Origin of the sequence: Streptomyces sp. NPDC087263 (assembly GCF_044744645.1) — a bacterium.
Taxonomy (GTDB): Bacteria; Actinomycetota; Actinomycetes; order Streptomycetales; family Streptomycetaceae; genus Streptomyces.
This window is the reverse complement of record NZ_JBIUYT010000007.1, coordinates 12,830-35,365: the sequence shown is the minus strand read 5'-3', so window position 1 is coordinate 35,365 and position 22,536 is coordinate 12,830. Positions and strand designations below refer to the sequence as shown.

Below are 22,536 nucleotides of genomic sequence, written 5' to 3'. Positions count from 1 at the left end.
GGCGTTTGAGGACGAGCGCGTTCAGCGCGATACGGGGGTCTGGGGGGGCGGAGCCTCCAGGGACAAGGGGCGGGTAGGGGCGGAAGGGGCGAGAACTCCCAAGCACAGCCCCGGTGCCGGGTTCCCTGTCGGTAGGGGACCCGGCACCGGACGCCACAAGGTCAGGCCCGCCCCCGCTTGGGATCCGTCAACCCGGCCCGCCGCAACGCATCCGCCATCGCACTGTTGGCAGGCGCCGCCGCCGGCCGCGCCCCGCCACCCTGACCGGCCCGCCCCTGACGCGGCTGCTGCTCACGCTGCTGCCGCTGCTGAGGCGGACGCCCCCCACGCTGGGGCCTCCCGCCCCCCTGCTGCTCCCCTTGGGGCACCGCCTCGTCATCCAAGCGGAGCGACAGCGAAACCCGCTTCCGCGGAATGTCGACCTCAAGCACCTTCACCTTGACGATGTCCCCGGGCTTCACCACATCCCGAGGGTCCTTGACGAAGGTCTTGGACATCGCGGACACATGCACAAGCCCGTCCTGGTGGACACCCACATCCACGAACGCCCCGAAGGCGGCGACATTCGTGACGACCCCTTCGAGCACCATCCCGGACACCAGGTCGGAGAGCTTCTCGACACCGTCCTTGAAGGTGGCCGTCTTGAACGCGGGCCGGGGGTCACGCCCGGGCTTCTCCAGCTCCTTCAGGATGTCGGTCACGGTCGGCAGACCGAACGTCTCGTCCACGAAGTCGACCGGCTTGAGCGAGCGCAGCACACCGGTGTTGCCGATCAGCGAAGCGACTTCGTTGCCCGCCGTCTTCACCATGCGCCGCACCACCGGGTAGGCCTCGGGGTGCACGCTGGACGCGTCCAGCGGATCGTCCCCGCCCCGGATCCGCAGGAAGCCCGCGCACTGCTCGTACGCCTTGGGGCCGAGCCGGGCCACCTTCTTGAGGGCGGTACGGGACCGGAAGGGCCCGTTCGCGTCGCGGTGGGACACGATGTTCTCGGCGAGCCCGGAGGTGATGCCGGAGACACGGGAGAGCAGCGGCGCCGACGCGGTGTTCACGTCCACACCCACGCCGTTCACACAGTCCTCGACCACCGTGTCCAGCGACCGGGACAGCTTCACCTCGGACAGGTCGTGCTGGTACTGCCCGACCCCGATGGACTTCGGGTCGATCTTCACCAGCTCGGCCAGCGGGTCCTGGAGCCGGCGCGCGATGGACACGGCGCCGCGCAGCGTCACGTCCATGTCGGGCAGCTCCTGCGAGGCGAACGCGGACGCCGAGTACACCGACGCCCCGGCCTCGGAGACCATCACCTTGGTGAGGTTCAACTCCGGGTGCTTGGTGATGAGTTCACCGGCGAGCTTGTCCGTCTCGCGGGACGCCGTGCCGTTGCCGATCGCGATCAGCTCGACCGCGTGCTCCTTGGCGAGCCGCGCGATCTTGGCGATGGCCTCGTCCCATTTGTTGGCCGGGACGTGCGGGTGGATGACATCCGTGGCGACGACCTTGCCGGTCGCGTCGACCACGGCGACCTTCACCCCGGTACGGAATCCGGGGTCGAGACCCAGCGTCGCGCGCGTGCCCGCCGGGGCGGCCAGCAGCAGGTCCCGCAGGTTCGACGCGAACACGTTGACCGCCTCGTCCTCCGCGGCCGTCCGCAGCCGCAGCCGGAGGTCGATGCCGAGGTGCACGAGAAGGCGGGTCCGCCAGGCCCAACGGACGGTGTCCGTGAGCCACTTGTCGGCGGGGCGGCCGCGGTCGGCGATCTGGAAACGGTGGGCGACGATCCCCTCGTACGAGGAAGGACCGGGCTGCTCGGACGGCTCCTCGGGCTCCAGGACGAGGTCGAGGACGTCCTCCTTCTCGCCGCGCAGCATGGCGAGGACGCGGTGCGAGGGCAGCGCCTTGAAGGGCTCGGCGAAGTCGAAGTAGTCGGCGAACTTCGCGCCGGCCTCCTCCTTGCCGTCCCGCACCTTGGCGATGAGCCGTCCGCGCACCCACATGCGCTCGCGCAGCTCGCCGACCAGGTCGGCGTCCTCGGAGAACCGCTCGGTGAGGATCGACCGGGCGCCGTCCAGGGCGGCCTGCGGATCGGCGACGCCCTTGTCGGCGTCGACGAAGGGCGCCGCGGCGGCGAGGGGATCGACCGACGCGTCGCTGAGCAGCCCCTCGGCCAGCGGCTCCAGGCCCGCCTCACGCGCGATCTGCGCCTTCGTGCGGCGCTTCGGCTTGAACGGCAGGTAGATGTCCTCAAGACGCGCCTTCGTCTCGGCGCCCCGGATCTGTGCCTCGATCTCCGCGGTGAGCTTGTCCTGCTCGCGGACCGATTCGAGGATCGCGGTGCGCCGCTCCTCCAGCTCCCGCAGATAGCGCAGCCGCTCCTCGAGGGTGCGCAACTGCGCATCGTCGAGCATCTCGGTCGCTTCCTTGCGGTAGCGGGCGATGAAGGGCACCGTCGATCCGCCGTCGAGCAAGTCGACGGCGGCCTTGACCTGCCGCTCCCGTACGCCGAGCTCCTCGGCGATCCTGCCTTCGATGGACCCTACGAGGGGTGTCGTCACGATCCCGTACCGCCTTCTCCACTGGGTTGCGCGGCAATTGTGGCAGGTGACACCGACAACGGTGGATCAGGGCGGCACCGGAACCGGGATCGGGGCCCGAGACCAACCCCCGAACGGGATCCTCAGGTCCTGCGGGTCCGCCCGGAGTGGGACGCGCCCCCGAACAGCCGTGCCAGTGCACGGAACGGCAGCGTGACGACCGTGGCGATGGCCGAGCCGATCTGCCGCAGGACGTCTGCGATCGCGCGGAACATTATGTCTCCCCTTTCGTCTCCCGACCGGTGCAGCCAGGAGACGTACGGGTACCTCATCCCTTGCCGATCATGCCTTCCGGGAACGCACCGGCGGCGAATGCCGTCAGCAGCGGCTTCTTCGCCAGCTCCGTGAGCCGTTCCACGCCCGCGGCGCCCAGATGCTCGTACGGCGCACGGTCCAGCCGGTCCGTCCGCGCCTCGATCTCCTTGCGGAGGGCCTCTCCCGGCTCGGTCAGCTCGCCCTCGGCGTCGAGCAGCCCACGCTCCCGCAGCCGTAGGACCGCCGCGTCCCAGTCCGTGCGCGACCAGCCGCGCGTGCCCAGCACCCACTTCGGGGTCATGCCCCTGCCGGTCGCGGTGTGGCTCACCAGGGCCTCGACCGGGCCGAGTTCGGCTTCGAGCAGTGCCGCGAGGTGGCCGTCGCCGCGGTGCTCACGCAGCAGTGTGGCCGCGTGGTAGAGGGCGAGGTGCGGCGCGTCGGGGACGGGCAGGTCCGCGTGGGCGGCGTACAGCGGGCGGGCACTCCTGGTGCAGGCCTCGGCCGCCCGCAGCCCGAGCTCCGCCGCCTCGGCCAGCTCCTTGGACGCGACACCCTCGTCGCCGAGCAGCCGGCGCAGCGTCGTGTCGATGGCACGCTCGCGTGCCGCGAGCACGGTCTCGGGAGAGGCCGCCCGCCACACCGCCGGCACATGCGATGCCACCAGCGCGTGGCTGAAGTTGTAGAACGTCGCCGTCACCGTGCCCGGGCCCACCGCGCCCATGGCCGCCGCCCGCGTCGCGAAGTACGCGCCGTCGCTGTCCTTGATCCCGAGCGAGTCCAGTTCCCGGCCCAGGTCGGGCGAGAAGTACAGCGTCGCCGCAATCGAATTGAGGACGTTGTGGCAGCGCCGCCCGGCGCGTTCCGGCAGGGGAGTGGTCATACCCGGCACATTACCGACTGGTTGGTACGGCGGGAATGGTGGGATCGCGGATGGCAGGAAAGGTGGGCTGTTCGTCATTGCGGACATCACCCCGCACGCCAACAATCTAGGACATGCGAACCGTCCTGGTCGTCCTCTTCGACGACGTGCAGAGCCTCGACGTCACGGGCCCCGTGGAGGTCTTCGCGGGAGCCGAGACCCGCCGGGCCGGCTCGTACCGCATCCGCACCGCCTCCCTGGACGGCGCCCCGGTACGGACCTCCAGCAGCCTCACCCTGGTCCCGGACCACGCACTCGCCGACGCGCCCGCCCCGCACACCCTGCTCGTCCCCGGCGGCGCGGGCAGTCGGCACCCCGACCCCCGCCTGACCGACTGGTTGCGCGAGCACGGGCCGCGCGCCGAGCGTCTGGTCTCGGTCTGCACCGGTGCCGTACTGCTCGCGCGGGCGGGCCTCCTGGACGGCCGGCGCGCGACGACCCACTGGGCGTACTGCGACAAGCTCGCCCGCGACCACCCGGCGATCGAGGTCGACCCGGACCCCATCTACGTACGCGACGGCAATGTCTCCACCTCGGCGGGTGTCACCTCCGGTATCGATCTGGCCCTGGCGCTCGTCGAGGAGGACCTCGGCCGCGAGGTCGCGCTCACCGTCGCGCGTCAGCTGGTCGTCTTCCTCCGGCGCCCGGGCAACCAGGCCCAGTTCAGCGCCCAGTTGGCCGCCCAGACAGCCCAGCGCGAACCCCTGCGCGAGGTCCAGCAGTGGATCTCCGAGCAGCCCGGCGCGGACCTGAGCGTCGACTCCCTCGCCGCTCGCGCCCGGCTCTCGCCCCGCCACTTCGCCCGCGCCTTCCAGGCCGAGACCGGCGTGACACCCGGCCGGTATGTCGAACGGGTCCGCCTCGAACACGCCCGGCGCCTCCTGGAGGAGACCAGCGACGGCATCGAGGAGATCTCCCGCACCTGCGGCTACGGCACTCCGGAGGCGATGCGCCGCGCCTTCGTCAGAACCCTCGGCGCGGCACCGGCCGAGTACCGCCGCCGCTTCCGCCCGGCGACCACCCTCTGAAGGGAACACCTCCATGCAGATCGCCATCGTGCTCTTCGACCGCTTCACCGCCCTCGACGCCGTCGGCCCGTACGAGATCCTCAGCCGCCTGCCGGACGCGCAGACCGTCTTCGTCGCCGAGCGGACCGGCCCCGTTCGCGCCGACACCGGATTCCTCGCGATCACCGCGGACAGAACCCTCGCCGAGGTGCCCCGCCCCGACATCGTGGTCGTCCCCGGCGGCCCGGGCCAGCAGGAGCAGATGGACGACGAGCCCCTCCGGGACTGGCTGCGCACCGCCGACGCGACCAGCACCTGGACGACGTCCGTGTGCACCGGCTCCCTGCTGCTCGCCGCCGCCGGACTGCTCGACGGCCGCCGCGCGAGTTCGCATTGGCTGGCCCTCGACCAGCTCGCGCGCTTCGGCGCCGAGCCCACCGGTGAGCGGGTCGTCCTCGACGGCAAGTACGTCACCGCAGCCGGTGTCTCCGCCGGAATCGACATGGCCCTCACCTTGGTCGGCCGGATCGCCGGTGACGACCACGCCAGGGCCGTACAGCTCGCGACGGAGTACGACCCGCAGCCGCCCTACGACGCCGGGTCCCCGCAGAAGGCGCCCGCGGACCTGGTCGAGAAGCTCCGCTCCGGGAGCCGCTTCACCCTGACGTAGGCAAGATCCACGAGAAGTGCGGTGCCCGGCGCTCAAGGAACGCGGCGACCCCCTCCGCGGTGTCGCCGCTGCCCCGCGCCCGCTCCGTCCAGTACGCGTCCCGGTCCAGGTGCCCGTTGGCGAACTCCTTGGCCGCCGCCTGCGTCAGCAGTGACCGGGTGGTCAGCAGACGAGTGAACTCGTCGACGCGCTTGTCGAGTTCGCCCCCGGGCAGCACCTCGTCCACGAGACCCGTGCGCAGGGCCCGCTCCGAGTCGATCAACTCGCCCGAGAACAGCAGGTACTTGGCAGTCGCCGGACCCACCAGCGACACCAACCGCCTGGTGGAGGACGACGGATAGACGATCCCGAGCTTCGCCGGAGTCACCCCGAACCGCGCCCCTTCCTCCGCGAACCGCAGATCGCAGGCCGCCGCGAGCTGGGACCCGCCGCCCACGCAGTACCCGCGGACCGCCGCGAGCGTCGGCTTCGGGAACGCCGCGAGCGCTTCCTCGGCGAGCACGGCCAGGCCCTGTGCCTCGTCCGGCGAGCTCCGCAGCGTCGAGATGTCGGCCCCGGCACAGAACGTGTCACCCTCACCGGTGAGCACCAGCGCGTGCACATCGGCGTCATGGGTCAACTCGTCGAGCAGAGACGGCACCGCCCGCCACATGCCGGCCGTCATGGCGTTGCGCTTGGCCGGGTGGTGAATGACAACGGTGGCGACCCCGTCGGTGACGCTGTGCTGCAGCTGCGGCTCCATGAACCGGATGCTATCCACCCCGGGTCACCGCACCCTGCGGAACGAATCGGACGAGCCCGGTGTCAAACCCGTACAACCTGAACAGATCCCGAAGTTGGCACAACAGGGACAGGAACAGTCCTTCAACTGACCGTGTCATACGCCGACGATCAGAAGCCGTCGATAGTCGCTGACTTCTGTTCAGTTATCCGGTACGGACCTGCCCTCTATCAACACTGATTGCGTGGTGACAATCGAGCGCAAGGGCGGCGACCGGACGATGGACAACCCCGGGCGGGGGTCCGACCCGAGCCCCGGGGACGGCGGGGAGATGCCTCCCCACGAAAGACCTCCGGGCCCGCTTCCGTACGAGGGGGTGTGGCGGTTCACCGCCCCGGCTGTCGACGCCTCGGTTCCGCAGGCGCGGCATGCCGTGCGGGATCTGCTGGTCCGCCAAGGGGTGCCCGTCTCGGACGAACTCGTCCAGGGGCTCCTGCTGATCGTCTCCGAACTGGTCACCAACGCGGTCCGGCACGCGGCGCTCCTCTCGCCGGTGCTGGCCGTGGAGGTCGCCGTCGGCGCCGAGTGGGTGCGGGTCTCCGTGGAGGACAACCACCCCTACCGCCCGACCGCGCTGGAGGCCGACCACGGGCAGACCGGTGGACGTGGTCTGCTGCTCGTGCGGGAGGTCACCCGGGAGTCGGGCGGGGTGTGCGACGTCGAGCACACGTCGAGCGGCGGCAAGGTGATCTGGGCCGCCCTGCCGCTCACTCCGAGCATGGTCCAGCCAGGGCCTGTCTGACCATTCCCGTCTGCCCCGCGCGGGCGACGCCGGGAATGGTCGGGCAGGCCCTGGGTGCTCCGTTCACCAGTCGGCGGACGGGCCTGTCAGCTCCCTGACCGCCGGACGCGCCGCGTCCAGGACCGTCATGAACCACGAGGAGAAGGTCTCCTTGGCGTGGCGCTCCGCCAGCTCGGCGGCGCTCACGAATGCCGTCGCCTCGACCTCTTCCGGGTCGGGGCGCAGCGGCGACTGCACCATTCCGACGAAGAGGTGGTTGTACTCCTGCTCCACCAGGCCCGAGTCCGGGTCCGGGTGGTTGTACCGGACCGTGCCGGCCTCGGCGAGTAGCGACGGGGAGACGCCCAGCTCCTCGTACGTCCGCCGGGCGGCCGCCGCGAAGGGCGCCTCGCCGGGGTAGGGGTGGCCGCAGCAGGTGTTGGACCAGACGCCGGGGGAGTGGTACTTGCCGAGGGCACGCTGCTGGAGCAGCATCCGCCCGCGCTCGTCGAAGAGGAACACCGAGAACGCCCGGTGCAACTGGCCCGGCGCCTGGTGGGCGGCGAGCTTCTCCGCCGTACCGATCGTGTTGCCGTCCTCGTCGACCAGTTCCAGCAGGATCGCTTCAACGGTGCCGTTCGACGAACTGTGCGTCGCGGTGGCAGGTGTGATCGGCATACCCATCCTTCGCATCGGTTTTCAAGCCTCAAGTCTGCCGTACGAAACCGGCACTCCCGGCACTTCGCGGCTCCCCGCATGTCCCGCTCCGGTAGCCCGGAACCGGATGCGCGGGCCGACGTATGTCACGCACCGAAAGCGCCGGATACCAGATCGTGCCCGGTGTCACGGACCAGGAACCGTCCGGGGCGGGTGTCGTCAGGTGTTCGGACGGCACGCCGAATCCGGGCCGGATGCGTTACGCCGAAGCGGGCGGACGGCGTACCGCGTGTACCACCCGTACGGCGGCCGGTCCGGCTCACCACGGTCGTACGGTGACGGGTCGGCGACGCCGAAAGGTGACGGGGCAGTGACGCCGAAAGGTGACGGGTCAGTGGCACAGCTTCGCCTCGTGCTCCGCGTGTCCGCTCGGCTCCAGCTGGAAGGTGCAGTGTTCGACGTCGAAGTGGTCGCCGAGGCAGACCTGAAGTTCGTGGAGCATCTTCTCGTGGCCGATGGCGTTCAGGACGTCCGAGCTGACGACCACGTGGACGGAGAGCACCGGCATACCGGACGTGATGGTCCAGGCGTGCAGGTCGTGGATGTCCTCCACGCCGGGCAGCGCCAGGAGGTGCGCGCGCACCTCCGCCATGTCGACGTCCTTGGGAGCCGCCTCCAGGAGCACGTTGAGCGTCTCCTGGAGCAGCTTCCAGGTACGCGGGACGATCATGAGGCTGATGGCGATGGAGGCGATCGGGTCGGCGGCCTGCCAGCCCGAGGTCATGATGACGACGGCGGAGATCAGCACCGCCACCGAACCCAGGGCGTCCGCCGCCACCTCCAGGAACGCGCCGCGCACGTTCAGGCTGTCCTTCTGCCCGCGCATCAGCAGCGTGAGCGAGATCATGTTCGCGACCAGACCGATCAGACCGAACACGATGGTCAGACCGCCCGAGGTGTCGGCGGGCGTCATGAAGCGCTGGATCGCCTCGTACAGGACGTAGCCGCCGACGCCGAGCAGCAGCAGGCAGTTCGCGAGGGCGGCGAGGATCTCGGCCCGCGCGTACCCGAAGGTGCGGTTCCCGGTGGGCGGGAGGTTGGCGAAGTGGATGGCGAGCAGGGCCATGCCGAGGCCCAGCGCGTCCGTCGCCATGTGGGCCGAGTCCGCGATCAGCGCGAGCGAATCGGCGAGCAGACCGCCCACGATCTCGACGACCATGACGGTGAGCGTGATCGACAGCGCGATGCGCAGCCTTCCGCGGTACGCCGCTGCCGCCGTACCCGTGGTGGGAGCGGCATGCGCGTGCCCGTGATCGTGCCCAGCTCCCATGGAAGCCGCCTCCCTTTTCGCTGCCCTGAAGCGCAGCGAATCCCGCTGCCCGGAATCACAGTGAACTACGGGCAGGTGGCATCCGGCAACGCGGCACTGAACACCGTTGTCATATGCTCTGACCTGCGGAAACGATACGCAGGTCAGAGCGTCGGCAAGATCACTGGGCCGGTGTCCGGGAACGCTGCGCCTGCCACCCCTGCCACGCCGACTCCACCATCTCGCGTGTCCCGCGCCGCGCGGCCCAGCCCAGCTCCCGCGCGGCCCGCTCGGCCGAGGCGACCGCACGCGGCGCGTCACCGGGGCGGCGCGGCCCGACGGCCGCGGATGCGGTGTCGCCGCTCACTTCCGCGATGAGCGTGATCAGTTCGCGCACCGAAACGCCTTCCCCGCGGCCGATGTTGACCGTCAGGTCGCCGGTCGATCCCTCGGTGAGGCGCCGGGCGGCCGTCAGATGGGCCTCGGCGAGGTCGGCGACATGGATGTAGTCGCGTACGCAGGTGCCGTCCGGCGTCGGATAGTCGTCGCCGAAGATCCGCGGGGCCTCGCCGCGGGTGAGGCGGTCGAAGACCATCGGGATGACGTTGTAGACGCCGGTGTCGGCCAGCTCGGGTGTGGCCGCGCCCGCCACGTTGAAGTAGCGCAGGCAGACGGTCGCGATGCCGTGCGCCCGGCCCGCCGCCCGGACCAGCCACTCCCCGGCGAGCTTGGTCTCGCCGTACGGGCTCATCGGGGCGCAGGGAGTGTCCTCCGTGATGAGATCCACATCCGGGTTGCCGTAGACGGCCGCCGAGGAAGAGAAGAGGAAGCGCTTCACGCCCGCCTCGGCGACCGCCTCCAGGAGCGTCGCGAGAGCGCCCACGTTCTCCTGGTAGTAGTACGCAGGCCGCTCCACGGACTCGCCGACCTGCTTGCGTGCGGCGAGATGCACCACCCCCGTCACCGCGTGCTCCGCGAGGACCTTCTTCACCAGGTCCTCGTCCAGCGTCGAGCCCTGAACGAGCGGGATGTTCTCCGGGAGCCGGTCCGCAACGCCGGCCGAGAGGTCGTCGAGCGCGATGACACGCTCCCCGGCCCCGGCCATCGCCCGCGCCACGTGAGCACCGATGTATCCGGCTCCGCCTGTGATCAGCCATGTCATGGGCGCCAACCCTATGCCGGTGCTCCGGTCCGGCGGCCCTGCGCCGGTGCCGGTCGGTGCGGAGGGGCGCGCGAAGGTCCGTAACAGGATGCCGGAAATCAGATGATATGGCGGCCCGGTTTGTGACGCGGACCCCGGATCCCTGATGATGATCGCGGCGGAGGCGACTAGGCAGATCTGGTTGATCGGGCCTGAACGATCGGTGAACAGCCGCTTCTGTTCATCCGATAGCCTCTGCCGACACGCCGCCCGGACCAGCCTCTGGGCGTCCACGTCACGTACACGCCCGGCGCCAGGCCGCGCCGGGCACCCAGGGAGTGAGTTCGCTGTCGACCGCCATCCTCACCGGTCAGCCGGTCCCCGGATCGTCGCTCGAGGGCGATCTGCGGTCGCTCGGCTTCGACGTGCGGCTCGCCCACGACGCCGGTGACGCCGGGACACTCCTGGCCGCCGTGCCGGCCGACCAACGGGTCGCCGTCGTCGACGCCCGCTTCGTCGGACACGTGCACGCGCTGCGCCTGGGCCTCACGGACCCCCGCTTCCCCGTCGCCGCACTGCCCGGCGCCGTCTCGGTGCAGCCCGCCGCCCGCCGGGCGCTGACCGGGGCGGTCGCCCGCGAGAGCTCCACCGCGGGCGGCCTCGCCATAGCCACGGAGAACCTCGCCGACCGCATCACCACGGCTCTCGACGCCGACGGCGTGGACGTTCACCGCCCCGAGCTCGGCACGCTCGTCGCCGCCGTCCCGACCGATCCGCAGGAACGCAACGAGGCACGGCAGGCCGTCTCCGCCGTCGACGACGAGGCCGTACGACTGCGCAGCGCCGTCAAGGCCCGCGACGGCTTCTTCACGACGTACTGCATCAGCCCGTACTCGCGCTACATAGCCCGCTGGTGCGCCCGCCGCGGCCTCACCCCCAACCAGGTGACGACCGCCTCACTGCTCACCGCCCTGATAGCCGCCGGCTGCGCCGCCACCGGCACCCGCGTCGGCTTCGTCGCGGCCGGCCTGCTGCTCCTCTTCTCCTTCGTCCTGGACTGCACGGACGGACAGCTCGCCCGCTACTCCCTCCAGTACTCCACCCTCGGCGCCTGGCTCGACGCGACCTTCGACCGTGCCAAGGAGTACGCCTACTACGCGGGCCTCGCCCTCGGAGCGGCTCGCGGCGGCGATGACGTATGGGCGCTCGCCCTCGGCGCGATGGTGCTGCAGACCTGCCGTCACGTCGTCGACTTCTCCTTCAACGAGGCGAATCACGACGCCACCGCCAACACCAGCCCCACCGCGGCCCTCTCGGACCGGCTCGACAGCGTCGGCTGGACGGTCTGGCTGCGCCGCATGATCGTCCTGCCCATCGGCGAACGCTGGGCCATGATCGCCGTCCTCACCGCGCTGACGACACCGCGCATCACCTTCTACGCGCTGCTCATCGGCTGCGCCTTCGCGGCGACGTACACCACGGCGGGCCGCGTGCTCCGCTCCCTCACCCGTAAGGCCCAACGCACCGACCGCGCGGCCAAGGCCCTCGCCGACCTCACCGACTCGGGCCCGCTCGCGGAGCTGCTGACCCGCTTCACGCGCGGGGCCCTGAGCCGTGGTCCGGCGTACGTCGCGCTCCTCGCCGGAGCCCTCGTCGTGCTCGGCGCCGCGCTTGCCCCGTACGGCAGCGGGTGGCCCGTCCTGGGTGCCGTGATCTACGTACTGTTGTCGCCCGTGGCCCTCGCCCGCCCCCTCAAAGGCGCCCTCGACTGGCTGGTCCCGCCGATCTACCGCGCGGCCGAATACGGCACCGTTCTGGTGCTTGCGGCCAAAGCGGAGGTGAACGGAGCACTTCCCGCAGCTTTCGGCCTGGTGGCCGCTGTCGCCTACCATCACTACGACACGGTGTACCGCATTCGCGGCAACGCCGGCGCGCCGCCGCACTGGCTGGTGCGGGCGATCGGCGGGCACGAGGGCAGGACGCTGCTGGTCGTCGTTCTGGCCGGGCTGCTCACCGTCGTGCAGTTCAAGGTCGCGCTCACGGCTCTCGCCGTGGCCGTCGCCCTGCTGGTGCTCACCGAGAGCATCCGCTTCTGGGTGACCGCTCATTTGGGCGGCGCACCCGCCGTACACGATGAAGGAGAACCCGCATGATCGGCCTCGTGCTGGCGGCCGGCGCAGGCCGGCGTCTGCGCCCCTACACCGACAGCCTCCCCAAGGCTCTCGTGCCGGTGGGCCCGGCGGGTGTGGAGGACAGCATCACGGTTCTGGACCTCACCCTCGGCAACTTCGCGGAGATCGGTCTGACCGAGGTCGGCATCATCGTCGGCTACCGCAAGGAAGCCGTGTACGAGCGTCAGGCGGCCCTTGAGGAGAAGTACGGCCTCAAGCTCACCCTCATCGACAACGACAAGGCCGAGGAGTGGAACAACGCCTACTCCCTGTGGTGCGGCCGTGACGCCCTCAGGGGCGGCGTGATCCTCGCCAACGGCGACACGGTGCACCCGGTCTCCGTCGAGAAGACACTGCTCGCCGCCCGCGGCGAGGGCAAGAAGATCATCCTCGCCGTCGACACGGTGAAGAAGCTCGCCGACGAGGAGATGAAGGTCGTCGTGGACCCCGACAAGGGCGTCCGGAAGATCACCAAGCTCATGGAGCCCAGCGAGGCCACCGGCGAGTACATAGGTGTCACCCTGATCGAGGGTGCGGCCGCCGACGAGCTGGCCGACGCCCTGAAGACGGTGTGGGAGACCGACCCGCAGCAGTTCTACGAGCACGGCTACCAGGAGCTCGTGAACCGCGGCTTCCAGATCGACGTCGCACCGATCGGGGACGTCCCGTGGGTCGAGATCGACAACCACGAGGACCTTGCCAAGGGACGTGAGATCGCGTGCCGGTACTGACGAGGCTCATCCCCTCGCCAGTCGTCGTCGACATCCGTCCGGGTGCCCTGGACGACCTGGCGGGGGTGCTCTCCGACCAGCGGATCTCGCACTCGGGGAAGCTGGCCGTCGCGGTGAGCGGCGGTTCCGGGGCCAGGCTGCGCGAACGGATCGCCCCGGATCTGCCCGGCGCCACCTGGTACGAGGTCGGCGGCGGTACACTCGACGACGCGATCGAACTGGCCGGGGCCATGAAGGCCGGGCACTACGACGCGGTCGTGGGCCTGGGCGGCGGCAAGATCATCGACTGCGCGAAGTTCGCCGCGGCACGCATCGGCCTCCCGCTGGTCGCGGTGCCCACGAACCTGGCGCACGACGGCCTGTGCTCGCCGGTCGCGACACTCGACAACGACGCCGGGCGCGGCTCGTACGGTGTGCCGAACCCCATCGCGGTCGTCATCGATCTCGACGTGATCCGGGAGGCCCCCGCGCGCTTCGTGCGCGCCGGTATCGGCGACGCCGTTTCCAACATCTCCGCGATCGCGGACTGGGAACTGGCGAATCATGTCAACGGCGAGCGGATCGACGGCCTCGCCGCCGCGATGGCGCGCCAGGCCGGTGAGGCCGTGCTGCGGCACCCCGGCGGCATCGGCGACAACGGCTTCCTCCAGGTGCTCGCCGAGGCCCTGGTCCTCAGCGGTGTCGCCATGTCGGTGTCGGGCGACTCACGCCCCTCCTCCGGCGCCTGCCACGAGATCAACCACGCCTTCGACCTCCTCTTCCCCAAGCGTGCGGCGAGCCACGGCGAGCAGTGCGGCCTGGGCGCGGCCTTCGCGATGTATCTGCGCGGGGCGCACGAGGAGTCGGCGTACATGGCCGAGGTGCTCCACCGGCACGGGCTGCCGGTGACACCGGAAGAGATCGGCTTCACCGTCGACGAGTTCTGCCAGGTCGTGGAGTTCGCCCCGCAGACCAGGCCCGGCCGCTACACGATCCTCGAACACCTAGACCTGAAAACCCACCAGATCAAGGACATCTACGCCGACTATGCCAAGGCCATCAGTAGCTGAACTCCGCCCCGTCGTTCACCCCCAAGGGGTGAAGGACCGGCGCAGCGGCGAGCACTGGGCGGGACGCCTGTACATGCGAGAGATCTCGCTGCGGGTGGACCCGTTCCTGGTCAACTCCAGGATCACGCCCAACCAGCTCACCCATCTGATGGTCGTCGCCGGTGTCCTTGCGGGTGCGGTGCTACTTGTGCCGGGTCTGACCGGGGCGCTGCTCGGCGCGGTCCTGATCCAGCTGTACCTGCTGCTTGACTGCGTCGACGGCGAGATAGCCCGCTGGCGCAGGCAGACCTCGATCACCGGCGTCTACCTGGACCGCATCGGCCACTACCTGTCCGAGGCGGCCCTCCTCGTGGGCTTCGGCCTGCGCGGCGCGGACCTGTGGGACGGCTCCGAGAGCCCCGAGTGGCTGTGGGCCTTCGTGGGCACCCTGGCCGCGCTCGGCGCGATCCTGATCAAGGCCGAGACGGACCTGGTCGACGTGGCGCGGGCCCGCAGCGGCCTGGCGGCGGTCAAGGACGAGGCATCCACGCCGCGCTCCTCGGGTCTCGCCCTGGCCCGCCGGGCGGCCGCGGCCCTGAAGTTCCACCGGCTGGTGGGCGGCGTCGAGGCCAGCCTCTTCATCCTCTTCGTCGCGGTCCTCGACCTGATCGGCGGCGACCTCTTCTGGACCCGCCTCGGCATCGCACTGCTGGCAGGCATCGCGATCCTGCAGACCCTGCTGCACCTGGTGTCCATCCTCGCCTCCAGCAGGCTGAAGTGAGCGCGGCGATGGAGGTGGACGCGGCGGTGGAGGCGGGCGCGGCGATGAAGGTCGGCGCGGTCATCATCACCATGGGCAACCGCCCCGAGGAACTCCGGGCCCTCCTCGACTCGGTCGCCAAGCAGGACGGCGACGCGGTCCAGGTGGTCGTGGTCGGCAACGGCTCGCCCCTGCCCGTCGTCCCCGACGGCATACGCACGGTCGAACTGCCCGAGAACCTCGGGATACCCGGCGGCCGAAACGTCGGCATAGAGGCGTTCGGCCCCGGCGGCAGCGAGGTCGACGTCCTCCTCTTCCTGGACGACGACGGCCTCCTCGCCCGCCACGACACCGCCGAGATGTGCCGCCAGGCTTTCACGGCCGACCCGCGGCTCGGCATCATCAGCTTCCGCATCGCCGACCCGAAGACGGGCGTGACCCAGCGCCGCCACGTCCCGCGGCTGCGGGCCTCCGACCCGATGCGCAACTCCCGGGTCACCACCTTCCTCGGCGGCGCCAACGCCGTCCGTACGAAGGTCTTCTCCGAAGTCGGCGAACTCCCGGACGAGTTCTTCTACGCACACGAGGAGACCGACCTGGCATGGCGGGCTCTCGACGCGGGCTGGATGATCGACTACCGGTCCGACATGGTGCTGAACCACCCCACGACCGAGCCCTCGCGGCACGCGGTCTACCACCGCATGGTGGCCCGCAACCGCGTCTGGCTCGCGCGCCGCAACCTCCCCGCCCCCCTCGTCCCGGTCTACCTGGGCGTGTGGATGCTCCTGACCCTGGCCCGCCGCCCCTCGAAGCCCGCGCTGCGGGCCTGGTTCGGCGGATTCCGGGAAGGCTGGACCAGTCCGTGCGGCCCCAGGCGTCCCATGAAGTGGCGTACGGTGTGGCGGCTGACCCGACTGGGCCGACCTCCTGTCATCTGACAAGCTCATTTCTGAGACCGTTCGTGGCCGTACCCAGGTCCCTGGCTCATGCCTACGCCCGACCAGGCTGTGCGCACCTTGAAGACGAAAGTTTCCACTTGTGAGTGAGACAACGCATGACGGCGGAGTCGCGGTGAGCGAACGACCGTCGCCCGATGACGGGCTCTCCGCGGCCGAGGTCGCCGCCAAATACGGGCTCGCGGTCAGCGGCGCCCGGCCGGGGCTCGCCGAGTACGTGCGTCAACTGTGGGGAAGACGGCACTTCATCCTCGCCTTCTCGCAGGCGAGACTGACCGCCCAGTACAGCCAGGCGAAGCTGGGCCAGCTCTGGCAGGTCGTGACACCACTGCTCAACGCGTTCGTGTACTTCCTGATCTTCGGTCTGATCCTGCAGGCCGACCGCGGTATGTCGGTCGAGGTGTACATCCCGTTCCTGGTGACGGGTGTCTTCACCTTCACCTTCACCCAGAGCTCGGTGATGTCGGGGGTCCGGGCCATCTCCGGCAACCTCGGACTGGTCCGGGCGCTGCACTTCCCGCGCGCCGCCCTGCCCATCTCCTTCTCGCTGCAACAGCTCCAGCAGCTGCTGTTCTCGATGATCGTGCTGTTCGCCGTGGCGATCGGCTTCAGCAGCTATCCGAGCCCCTCGTGGCTGCTGATCGTCCCGGTCCTCGCACTGCAGTTCCTCTTCAACATCGGCCTCGCGCTGATCATGGCGCGGCTGGGCTCCAAGACCCCGGACCTGGCGCAGCTCATGCCGTTCGTGATGCGTACGTGGATGTACGCGTCAGGCGTCATGTACTCCATCCCTGTGATGCTCGCCGAAAAGCCGAAGTGGATCGCCGACATCCTGCAGTGGAACCCCGCCGCGATCTACATGGACCTGATGCGCTTCTCGCTCATCGACTCCTACGGCTCCGAGAACCTGCCCCCGCACGTCTGGACCGTTGCCGGCGGCTGGGCCGTCCTCGTCGCGGTCGGCGGGTTCGTGTACTTCTGGAAGGCGGAAGAGAGGTACGGACGTGGCTGAGCAGCGCACCGACTCGCACATTCCCACCGTCATCGCCGACGAGCTGCACATCGTCTACCGCGTCAACGGCACCAAGGCCGGAAAGGGCAGCGCCACCTCCGCGCTCAGCCGCATCCTCAGGCGCGGCGAGGAGCGCGGGGTGCGCAAGGTGCACGCCGTCCGAGGCGTCTCCTTCACCGCCTACCGGGGCGAGGCCGTCGGCCTGATCGGCTCGAACGGCTCAGGCAAGTCCACCCTCCTGCGCGCCATCGCCGGACTGCTGCCCGCGGAGAAGGGCAAGGTCTACACCGACGGCCAGCCCTCCCTGCTCGGCGTCAACGCCGCCCTCATGAACGATCTGACGGGCGAACGGAACGTCATCCTGGGCGGGCTCGCGATGGGCATGTCCCGCGAGCAGATCAAGGAGCGCTACGAGGAGATCGTCGAGTTCTCGGGTATCAACGAGAAGGGTGACTTCATCACCCTCCCCATGCGCACCTACTCGTCCGGCATGGCGGCCCGCCTGCGCTTCTCCATCGCGGCCGCCAAGGACCACGACGTGCTGATGATCGACGAGGCGCTGGCCACCGGTGACCGCAAGTTCCAGAGGCGCTCCGAGGAGCGCATCCGGGAGCTGCGCAAGAGCGCCGGCACGGTGTTTCTGGTCAGTCACAACAACAAGTCGATCCGGGATACCTGCGACCGAGTTCTCTGGCTGGAGCGCGGTGAGCTGCGGATGGACGGCCCCACCGAAGAGGTCCTCAAGGAGTACGAGAAGTTCACGGGCAAGTAGCCCATTTCGCCTGGGCCCTGTCGTCGGACTCCTGTCGTCCGCCGGAGGCGGGAGTCCGACGACAGGGCCCAGGGCCCCGCCGGAACTCTTCGGCGGGGCCCTGCGTCTGCAAAGGAAACGCCAACTCCTGGCGCGCTTAGGAATCTTGACGCCAATCGGTGTGTTCTTGTGATGTGCAGGACACCCCGACGGACTGTGTCGCGTTGTACAACGTAAGCTGTACCGGTGCTGATTCGCGGCAAGTAGGGCGATAATGCGCGCACCCGGCACGGCTGCGCCGCGCGGACGTATGCGCGGCGTGTCCGAAATGGGCACTATTGGGTGAGCAGTGTAGAACGGGAGATGTGACGGCAATGGCTACGGAAACTCTCCAGCTCCGCGATGCGTGTGCCGTCGCCGCGCCGGGCGGCGAGCGGTGACCGAAGCCGGGACGGCGCGCACCGGTGACCCGGAGCGCGACACCCTCGACAAGGCCGCGGACGAGAACTTCCCCGTGGCGCCCTTCTTCCTGCCCAAGGTCTGGCGCGACGACCTGATGGCCGTGTACGGCTTCGCCCGCCTGGTCGACGACATCGGTGACGGCGACCTGGCCCCGGGCGGCGCGGATGCCCGCCTGCTCGGCGTACCGCCCACCGAGGCCGAGGACCGCCTCGCCCTCCTCGACGCCTTCGAGGCCGACCTGCACCGCGTGTTCGACTCGACCCCGCGCCACCCGCTGCTGCGCCGCCTCCAGCCCACGGTCCGGCGCGCCGGCCTCACCCCCGAGCCCTTTCTCGGCCTGATCGCGGCGAACCGCCAGGACCAGCTGGTCACGCGGTACGAGACCTACGACGATCTCCTCGCCTACTGCGAACTCTCCGCCAACCCCGTCGGCCGTCTCGTCCTGGCCGTCACGGGCACCGAGACCCCCGAGCGCGTCCGCCACTCCGACGCGGTGTGCACGGCGCTGCAGATCGTCGAACACCTCCAGGACGTCGCCGAGGACCTCGGCCGCGACCGTGTCTATCTCCCCGCCGAGGACATGAAGCGCTTTCATGTCCAAGAGACGGATCTGGCCCTGCCCACGGCAGGCGCATCGGTGCGTGCACTGGTTGCATACGAAGCAGAACGCGCCCGGCACCTCCTGAATGAAGGCACCCCCCTCGTGGGTAGCGTCCACGGCAGGCTGAAGCTGCTGCTCGCGGGGTTCGTTGCGGGGGGAAGGGCGGCGATCCATGCGATCGCCGCCGCCGAATATGACGTACTTCCCGGCCCGCCGAAGCCCGGCAAGCTCCAGTTGCTGCGCGAGGTGGGAGTGACCCTGCGAGGAAAGGGGTGATCCGGACCGTGGAGTCGGACCAGCACGTGCCTGCACCGGTACTCGCCGCTTACAGCTACTGCGAAGCAGTGACGAGTCAGCAGGCGCGTAACTTCGCGTACGGCATCAGACTTCTGCCGACGTCCAAGCGCCGCGCCATGTCGGCGCTCTACGCGTTCTCACGGCGTGTGGACGACATCGGCGACGGTGCGCTCCCGACGGACGTCAAGGCGTCCCGCCTGGAGGACACCCGGGCACTGCTCGCCCGGGTCCGTGACGGTTCCGTCGACGAGGACGACACCGACCCGGTCGCGGTCGCCCTCAGTCATACCGCCGAGTACTTCCCGGTCCCCCTCGAGGGCCTCGACGAACTCATCGACGGCGTCCTGATGGACGTACGCGGTGAGACGTACGAGACGTGGGACGACCTGAAGGTGTACTGCCGGTGTGTGGCGGGAGCGATCGGGCGGCTCTCGCTCGGCGTGTTCGGTACGGAACCGGGGGCGCGCGGGGTCGAGCGCGCGCCGGAGTATGCCGACACGCTCGGGCTCGCGCTCCAACTCACCAACATCCTGCGGGACGTGCGTGAGGACGCCGAGGGCGGGCGTACCTATCTGCCCGCCGACGACCTCGCCAAGTTCGGCTGCTCGGCCGGGTTCAACGGGCCGACGCCGCCGCCCGGCTCCGACTTCGCGGGCCTCGTGCACTTCGAAGTGCGTCGGGCCCGCGCTCTTTTCGCCGAGGGCTACGGGCTGCTGCCCATGCTGGACCGGCGCAGCGGCGCCTGTGTCGCGGCCATGGCCGGCATCTACCGCCGCCTCCTGGACCGCATCGAGCGCGAGCCGGAGGCCGTGCTGCGCGGCCGTGTCTCCCTGCCGGGCCGCGAGAAGGCGTACGTCGCCGTGCGCGGCCTCTCGGGACTCGACGCCCGGCATGTATCCCGCCGGACCGTCAGGAGGCGCGCCTGATGGACAATCTGGGCCAAGGTGATTCCATTGGCGAAAAGTGGCACGCAACCCTCCGCCGTCGCGGGGCGTCCCTGACTTCAATGGCCTGCCGCGCACCGTTCGATCTTCGCGTTACGGCCCAGGGGGAGAGTGCACGATGAGTGACGTCACGCAGCCCGCGGACACCGCGGGTCGCCCGGGCACGGCAACCGCCGTGGTGGTCGGCGGAGGGCTCGCCGGGATCACCGCCGCGCTGGCACTCGCCGACGCCGGGGTGCGCGTGACGCTGCTCGAAGGCCGACCGAGGCTCGGCGGGCTCGCCTTCTCCTTCCAGCGCGGCGACCTCACCGTGGACAACGGGCAGCATGTGTATCTGCGCTGCTGCACCGCCTACCGATGGTTCCTCGACCGCGTCGACGCAACCGCGCTCGCGCCGCTGCAGGATCGTCTCGACGTGCCCGTTCTCGACGCCGAGGCGAAACCGGGGCGGCGGCTCGGCAGAATCGGCCGCACCGCCTTGCCGGTCCCGCTGCATCTGGCGAAAAGCCTGGCGACGTATCCACACCTGTCGCTCTTCGAGCGCGCCAAAGTCGGGCGGGCCGCCTTGGCGCTCAAGGGGCTCGACCTCGCCGATCCGGCGCTCGACGCGCAGAACTTCGGCAGCTGGCTGGCCGCGCACGGTCAGTCGGAGCGTGCCGTCGAGGCACTGTGGGACCTGGTGGGGGTCGCCACCCTCAACGCGGTGGCCAAAGACTCCTCGCTCGGGCTCGCCGCGATGGTGTTCAAGACCGGTCTGCTGTCCGACCCGGGCGCGGCCGACATCGGCTGGGCGCGCGTCCCGCTGGGCGAACTGCACGACACGCTGGCGCGCAAGGCGCTCGACTCCGCGGGCGTGCGTACCGAAGTCCGTACACGCGTCACCTCCATCTCCCCCAACGGAAACGGGCGCTGGAGGGTTCAGGTTCCCGGCGAGACGCTCGACGCCGACACGGTCGTCCTCGCCGTACCGCATCGTGAAGCACACGATCTGCTGCCCGAGGGCGCGCTCGACGCCCCGGAGCGGCTCCTGGAGATCGGCACGGCGCCGATTCTCAACGTTCATGTCGTCTACGACCGCACGGTGCTCACGCGGCCCTTCTTCGCGGCGCTCGGCTCCCCGGTGCAGTGGGTCTTCGACCGCACCGAGGCCTCCGGGCTGCGGGAGGGGCAGTACCTGGCCCTCTCGCAGTCGGCCGCGCAGGACGAGATCGACGAGCCGGTGTCCGTGCTGCGCGAGCGCTATCTGCCGGAGCTGGAGCGGCTGTTGCCCGGCGCGCGCGGTGCGGAAGTGAAGGATTTCTTCGTGACCCGGGAGCGTACGGCGACGTTCGCCCCCACCCCAGGCGTCGGGCGGCTGCGGCCCGGCGCTCGCACCAAGGCTCCCGGTCTGTATCTGGCCGGAGCGTGGACCGCCACAGGGTGGCCCGCGACCATGGAGAGTGCGGTCCGCAGTGGTGTCGGTGCGGCGGAAGCCGCGCTGGGCGCCCTGGGCCGGCCTCGCGACCATCTCTTCGAAGCAGAGGTGGCAGCCTGATGCTCGATCAGCGCGCGGCCGGCCCCCGCACCCCCGGTACCGCAACAAGAGGAGAGACTGTGCCCACTGTGCCCACGGCCGAAACGGCTGCCGACGCGGTGGACGTGACCGCGCTCCTGGAGCGCGGCCGGACCCTGGCCACACCGGTGCTGCGGGCGGCCGTCGACCGCCTGGCGCCTCCCATGGACACTGTCGCCGCCTACCACTTCGGCTGGATCGACGCCGAGGGAAACCCCGCGGACGGCGACGGCGGCAAGGCCGTACGCCCCGCGCTCGCCGTCCTGTCCGCGCAGGCCGCCGGTGCCGCTCCCGAGGTGGGCGTGCCGGGCGCGGTCTCCGTCGAACTGGTCCACAACTTCTCGCTGTTGCACGACGACCTGATGGACGGCGACGAACAGCGCCGGCACCGCGACACCGTCTGGAAGGTGCACGGCCCCGCTCAGGCGATCCTCGTCGGCGACGCCCTGTTCGCGCTGGCCAACGAGGTCCTGCTGGAACTCGGCACGGCCGAGGCGGGCCGGGCCACCCGGCGCCTGACCGCCGCCACCCGCGCCCTCATCGACGGCCAGGCCCAGGACATCTCCTACGAGCACCGCGAGCGTGTCACCGTCGAGGAGTGCCTGGAGATGGAGGGCAACAAGACGGGCGCCCTGCTCGCCTGCGCCTGCTCCATCGGCGCGGTGCTCGGCGGCGCGGACGACCACATGGCCGACACCCTGGAGAAGTACGGCTACCACCTCGGCCTCGCCTTCCAGGCCGTCGACGACCTTCTCGGCATCTGGGGCGACCCGGAAGCCACCGGGAAGCAGACCTGGAGCGATCTGCGCCAGCGCAAGAAGTCCCTGCCGGTGGTGGCCGCGCTCGCCGCGGGCGGCCCGGCCTCCGAGCGCCTCGGCGAACTGCTCGCGGCCGACGCCAAGTCCAGTGACTTCGAGAACTTCTCCGAGGAGGAGTTCGCCGTGCGCGCCGCGCTCATCGAGGAGGCCGGCGGCCGCGACTGGACCGCCCAGGAGGCGCGTCGCCAGCACGCGATCGCCGTCGAGGCCCTGGACACGATCCGCATGCCGGAACAGGTGCGGGCCCAGTTCGTGGAGCTCGCCGACTTCGTCGTCGTACGAAAGAGATGATCAGTATCGGTCGAATAAACCTCGCGTAGTCGCCGGCCGGTGCCGTGGGAGAACGCGCACCGGCCGACGGCGGACCCACAGCAGAGACATGCCACTGCACGAAGGGGA

22 protein-coding genes are annotated in these 22,536 nt (G+C 70.1%); 15 read left to right on the top strand and 7 right to left on the bottom strand.

Features of this window, described 5'->3' with window-relative positions:
- Positions 1-161 precede the first annotated feature (161 nt).
- The 3 genes from ACIPC1_RS22865 to ACIPC1_RS22855 form a co-directional block, all read right to left on the bottom strand.
- Positions 162-2,555, bottom strand: coding sequence for a Tex family protein (locus ACIPC1_RS22865; protein ID WP_402519669.1), 2,394 nt, complete (start codon positions 2,553-2,555; stop codon positions 162-164).
- A 122-nt stretch (positions 2,556-2,677) separates the two neighbouring features.
- The gene (locus tag ACIPC1_RS22860; protein WP_383688820.1) at positions 2,678-2,809 is read right to left on the bottom strand and encodes an LPFR motif small protein; all 132 of its coding nucleotides are present in this window, start codon (positions 2,807-2,809) and stop codon (positions 2,678-2,680) included.
- Between the two features lie 53 nt (positions 2,810-2,862).
- Positions 2,863-3,729, bottom strand: a complete 867-nt coding sequence (locus tag ACIPC1_RS22855; RefSeq protein WP_402519666.1) for a hypothetical protein — start codon at positions 3,727-3,729, stop codon at positions 2,863-2,865.
- Between the two features lie 113 nt (positions 3,730-3,842).
- Here ACIPC1_RS22855 and ACIPC1_RS22850 point away from each other — a divergent pair, with 113 nt between their 5' ends.
- Positions 3,843-4,796 (top strand): GlxA family transcriptional regulator, encoded by a 954-nt coding sequence (locus ACIPC1_RS22850; RefSeq protein WP_402519662.1) that lies wholly within the window; start codon positions 3,843-3,845, stop codon positions 4,794-4,796.
- Between the two features lie 13 nt (positions 4,797-4,809).
- Positions 4,810-5,445 carry a DJ-1/PfpI family protein gene (locus ACIPC1_RS22845; RefSeq protein WP_402519659.1) on the top strand — a complete coding sequence of 212 codons (636 nt, stop codon included), beginning with the start codon at positions 4,810-4,812 and terminating at the stop codon, positions 5,443-5,445.
- On the opposite strand, the gene ACIPC1_RS22840 is transcribed toward ACIPC1_RS22845, so the two are convergent.
- Positions 5,432-6,187 carry an enoyl-CoA hydratase/isomerase family protein gene (locus tag ACIPC1_RS22840; protein ID WP_402519656.1) on the bottom strand — a complete coding sequence of 252 codons (756 nt, stop codon included), beginning with the start codon at positions 6,185-6,187 and terminating at the stop codon, positions 5,432-5,434. The genes ACIPC1_RS22845 and ACIPC1_RS22840 overlap by 14 nt on opposite strands.
- Positions 6,188-6,446: 259 nt before the next feature.
- Here ACIPC1_RS22840 and ACIPC1_RS22835 point away from each other — a divergent pair, with 259 nt between their 5' ends.
- A complete protein-coding gene (locus ACIPC1_RS22835) occupies positions 6,447-6,968 on the top strand; it encodes an ATP-binding protein (protein WP_402520567.1) in 522 nt (173 codons plus the stop codon).
- A 63-nt stretch (positions 6,969-7,031) separates the two neighbouring features.
- On the opposite strand, the gene idi is transcribed toward ACIPC1_RS22835, so the two are convergent.
- From idi to galE, 3 genes are all read right to left on the bottom strand, one after another.
- Positions 7,032-7,625, bottom strand: a complete 594-nt coding sequence (idi, locus tag ACIPC1_RS22830) for an isopentenyl-diphosphate Delta-isomerase (RefSeq protein ID WP_384387794.1) — start codon at positions 7,623-7,625, stop codon at positions 7,032-7,034.
- 370 nt (positions 7,626-7,995) lie between these two features.
- Positions 7,996-8,934: a cation diffusion facilitator family transporter gene (locus tag ACIPC1_RS22825; protein WP_402519652.1), complete on the bottom strand. Its 939-nt coding sequence runs from the start codon at positions 8,932-8,934 to the stop codon at positions 7,996-7,998.
- A gap of 160 nt (positions 8,935-9,094) precedes the next feature.
- A complete protein-coding gene (gene galE, locus ACIPC1_RS22820; RefSeq protein WP_402519649.1) occupies positions 9,095-10,075 on the bottom strand; it encodes a UDP-glucose 4-epimerase GalE in 981 nt (326 codons plus the stop codon).
- Between the two features lie 326 nt (positions 10,076-10,401).
- Between galE and ACIPC1_RS22815 the strand changes: the two genes are divergently transcribed.
- The 12 genes from ACIPC1_RS22815 (at position 10,402) to ACIPC1_RS22760 (ending at position 22,428) form a co-directional block, all read left to right on the top strand.
- Positions 10,402-12,207 carry a DUF5941 domain-containing protein gene (locus ACIPC1_RS22815; protein ID WP_402520565.1) on the top strand — a complete coding sequence of 602 codons (1,806 nt, stop codon included), beginning with the start codon at positions 10,402-10,404 and terminating at the stop codon, positions 12,205-12,207.
- Positions 12,204-12,956 (top strand): sugar phosphate nucleotidyltransferase, encoded by a 753-nt coding sequence (locus ACIPC1_RS22810; protein ID WP_402519646.1) that lies wholly within the window; start codon positions 12,204-12,206, stop codon positions 12,954-12,956. Before ACIPC1_RS22815 ends, ACIPC1_RS22810 begins: the two co-directional genes overlap by 4 nt.
- On the top strand, positions 12,944-14,005 hold the full coding sequence (locus tag ACIPC1_RS22805) for an iron-containing alcohol dehydrogenase family protein (protein ID WP_384387784.1): 1,062 nt from the start codon (positions 12,944-12,946) through the stop codon (positions 14,003-14,005). Before ACIPC1_RS22810 ends, ACIPC1_RS22805 begins: the two co-directional genes overlap by 13 nt.
- A complete protein-coding gene (locus ACIPC1_RS22800) occupies positions 13,983-14,765 on the top strand; it encodes a CDP-alcohol phosphatidyltransferase family protein (RefSeq protein ID WP_402519642.1) in 783 nt (260 codons plus the stop codon). Before ACIPC1_RS22805 ends, ACIPC1_RS22800 begins: the two co-directional genes overlap by 23 nt.
- Positions 14,766-14,809: 44 nt before the next feature.
- Positions 14,810-15,682, top strand: a complete 873-nt coding sequence (locus tag ACIPC1_RS22795) for a glycosyltransferase family 2 protein (RefSeq protein WP_402520563.1) — start codon at positions 14,810-14,812, stop codon at positions 15,680-15,682.
- Positions 15,683-15,782: 100 nt separating this feature from the next.
- The gene (locus tag ACIPC1_RS22790) at positions 15,783-16,712 is read left to right on the top strand and encodes an ABC transporter permease (RefSeq protein WP_402519639.1); all 930 of its coding nucleotides are present in this window, start codon (positions 15,783-15,785) and stop codon (positions 16,710-16,712) included.
- A complete protein-coding gene (locus ACIPC1_RS22785) occupies positions 16,705-17,484 on the top strand; it encodes an ABC transporter ATP-binding protein (protein ID WP_402519637.1) in 780 nt (259 codons plus the stop codon). The genes ACIPC1_RS22790 and ACIPC1_RS22785 overlap by 8 nt, the downstream gene beginning before the upstream one ends.
- 415 nt (positions 17,485-17,899) lie before the next feature.
- Entirely contained in the window at positions 17,900-18,802 is a 903-nt protein-coding gene (hpnC, locus tag ACIPC1_RS22780) for a squalene synthase HpnC (RefSeq protein ID WP_402519634.1), read from the top strand.
- Entirely contained in the window at positions 18,799-19,749 is a 951-nt protein-coding gene (gene hpnD, locus ACIPC1_RS22775; RefSeq protein ID WP_402519631.1) for a presqualene diphosphate synthase HpnD, read from the top strand. The genes hpnC and hpnD overlap by 4 nt, the downstream gene beginning before the upstream one ends.
- Entirely contained in the window at positions 19,749-19,889 is a 141-nt protein-coding gene (locus ACIPC1_RS22770; RefSeq protein ID WP_402519628.1) for a DUF6380 family protein, read from the top strand. The genes hpnD and ACIPC1_RS22770 overlap by 1 nt, the downstream gene beginning before the upstream one ends.
- Positions 19,886-21,301 carry a hydroxysqualene dehydroxylase HpnE gene (gene hpnE, locus ACIPC1_RS22765; RefSeq protein WP_402519625.1) on the top strand — a complete coding sequence of 472 codons (1,416 nt, stop codon included), beginning with the start codon at positions 19,886-19,888 and terminating at the stop codon, positions 21,299-21,301. Before ACIPC1_RS22770 ends, hpnE begins: the two co-directional genes overlap by 4 nt.
- Positions 21,301-22,428, top strand: a complete 1,128-nt coding sequence (locus ACIPC1_RS22760; RefSeq protein WP_402519622.1) for a polyprenyl synthetase family protein — start codon at positions 21,301-21,303, stop codon at positions 22,426-22,428. Before hpnE ends, ACIPC1_RS22760 begins: the two co-directional genes overlap by 1 nt.
- Positions 22,429-22,536 lie beyond the last annotated feature (108 nt).